The following is a 1,815-nucleotide window of genomic DNA, read 5'->3' as shown; positions in this document are numbered from 1 at the left end:
CTGTCGACGGTGGAGGGCCGGTGGTTGGAGGGTCCTGAGCTGGACGGCGGGTACTGGTACCGCAACCTGCGGCAGACCGTCCGCTTCGCCGAGGCGGTGGACACGCTCGCCGCCGAGGGGTTCCGGGCCTTCGTCGAGGTGAGCGCGCACCCGGTGCTCGTCCACAGCATCGCGGAGGCGCTGGAGGAGACGGTCCCGGCCCCGACCGTCGCCACGGGGACGCTGCGGCGTGAGGACGGTGCGTGGGACCGCGTCCTGCTCTCGGCCGCCGAGCTGTACGTCCGCGGGGTCGAGGTGGACTGGTCGACGGCGTTCGCCGGCGCCGGTACGCTCCGGCCCTCCGAACTCCCCACGTACGCCTTCCAGCACCAGCGCTTCTGGCTGGAGCCCGTCGCCGGGACCGGCGACGTGACCGCCTTCGGCGTCGCCGCGGCCGGGCACCCGCTGCTCGGCACCCTGGTGGAACTGCCCGACGGGGGCGCGGTGTTCACCGGCCGGCTGTCGACCCGCTCGCACCCGTGGCTGGCCGGCCACGCCGTCTCCGGGAACATCCTGCTGCCCGGTGCGGCCTTCCTCGAACTCGCCCTGCGGGGCGGCGAGCAGACCGGGCTCGGCCGCCTGGAGGAACTCGTCGTGGAGGCCCCCGCGATCCTGCCCGAGCGCGGTGGCGTCCAGATCCGCGTCACGGTCGATCCGGCCGCCGACGACGACCGCAGGGCCGTCCACGTGCACTCGCGTGACGAGGACGGCGAGGGCACCTGGACCCGGCACGCCACCGGCTTCCTGGCGGCCGAGGCCGCACCGGAGTTCGGCTACGAGGCGTGGCCGCCGGCCGGCGCGGAGCCGGTCGCACTGGACGGCTTCTACGAGCGCCTGGCGGAGGCCGGGTACGAGTACGGTGACGCCTTCCGGGGCCTGCGGGCCGCCTGGCGCTCGGGCGAGGAGGTGTTCGCCGAGGTCGCCCTGCCGGAGGAACTGACCGAGTCCGCCGGGCGGTTCGGCCTGCACCCGGCGCTGCTGGACGCGGCGCTGCAGTCCGCCAACCTGGGCGCGGCCCCGGTGGCCCGCCCGGGCGAGGTCCTGCTGCCGTTCGCCTGGAACGACGTGGCCCTGTTCGCGTCGGGGGCCACCGCCCTGCGGGTGCACGCCCGCCGGGAGGGCCCGGACAGCGTGTCCTTCGCGCTCACCGACCCGGTCGGCCGACCGGTCGGCGCCGTCGGGGCGCTGGTCCTGCGGCCGGTGGCGCCCGAGCGGCTGTCCGCCGTCCAGGATCCGGCCGCCGACCACCTGTACCGCCTCGACTGGACGCCGGCCGAACTGCCGCGCGCCGAGGCCGGGGCGGCGGCGGGGGAGGTGCTCGACCTGACCGCTCCCAGCGGGCTGCCGGCGCCGCAGGCGGGCCGGGAGCTCGTCGGGGCCGCGCTCACCCGGATCCAGGAGCACCTGGCCGGCGACTCCGACCGTCCGCTCGCCGTCCTGACCGCGAACGCGGCCGACGACCCGGCGGCCTCCGCCGTGTGGGGCCTGGTGCGCACCGCGCAGCTCGAACACGCGGGCCGCATCGTCCTGGTGGACACCGACGGCTCGGCGGCGCCCGCCGCGCTGGTCGCCGACGCGCTGGCGTCGGGCGAGCCCCAGGTGGCGTGGCGAGACGGCCGCGCGGTGGTGCCGCGCCTGGCGCGGGCCGGTGCGCCGGCCGAGGCCGGAGCGGGCGGTGGCCGGGTGTTGGATCCGGCGGGGACGGTGTTGGTGACGGGTGGGACGGGGACGTTGGGCGGGTTGGTGGCTCGGCGTCTGGTGGAGTCGCACGGGGTG

At 77.1% G+C, this 1,815-nt stretch carries 1 protein-coding gene; it reads left to right on the top strand.

The annotated features are described in order from the left end of the window. Nucleotides 1–9: 9 nt before the first annotated feature. Nucleotides 10–1,815 (top strand): polyketide synthase dehydratase domain-containing protein (locus ACFWOG_RS40780; RefSeq protein WP_380364800.1); only part of this gene is annotated, 1,806 nt, incomplete at its 3' end.

It is taken from the genome of Kitasatospora sp. NPDC058406 (genome assembly GCF_042722765.1).
In the GTDB taxonomy this organism is placed as follows: Bacteria; Actinomycetota; Actinomycetes; order Streptomycetales; family Streptomycetaceae; genus Kitasatospora.
Note: the sequence above shows the minus strand (reverse complement) of the source record. Positions and strands in the feature narration are given on the sequence as shown.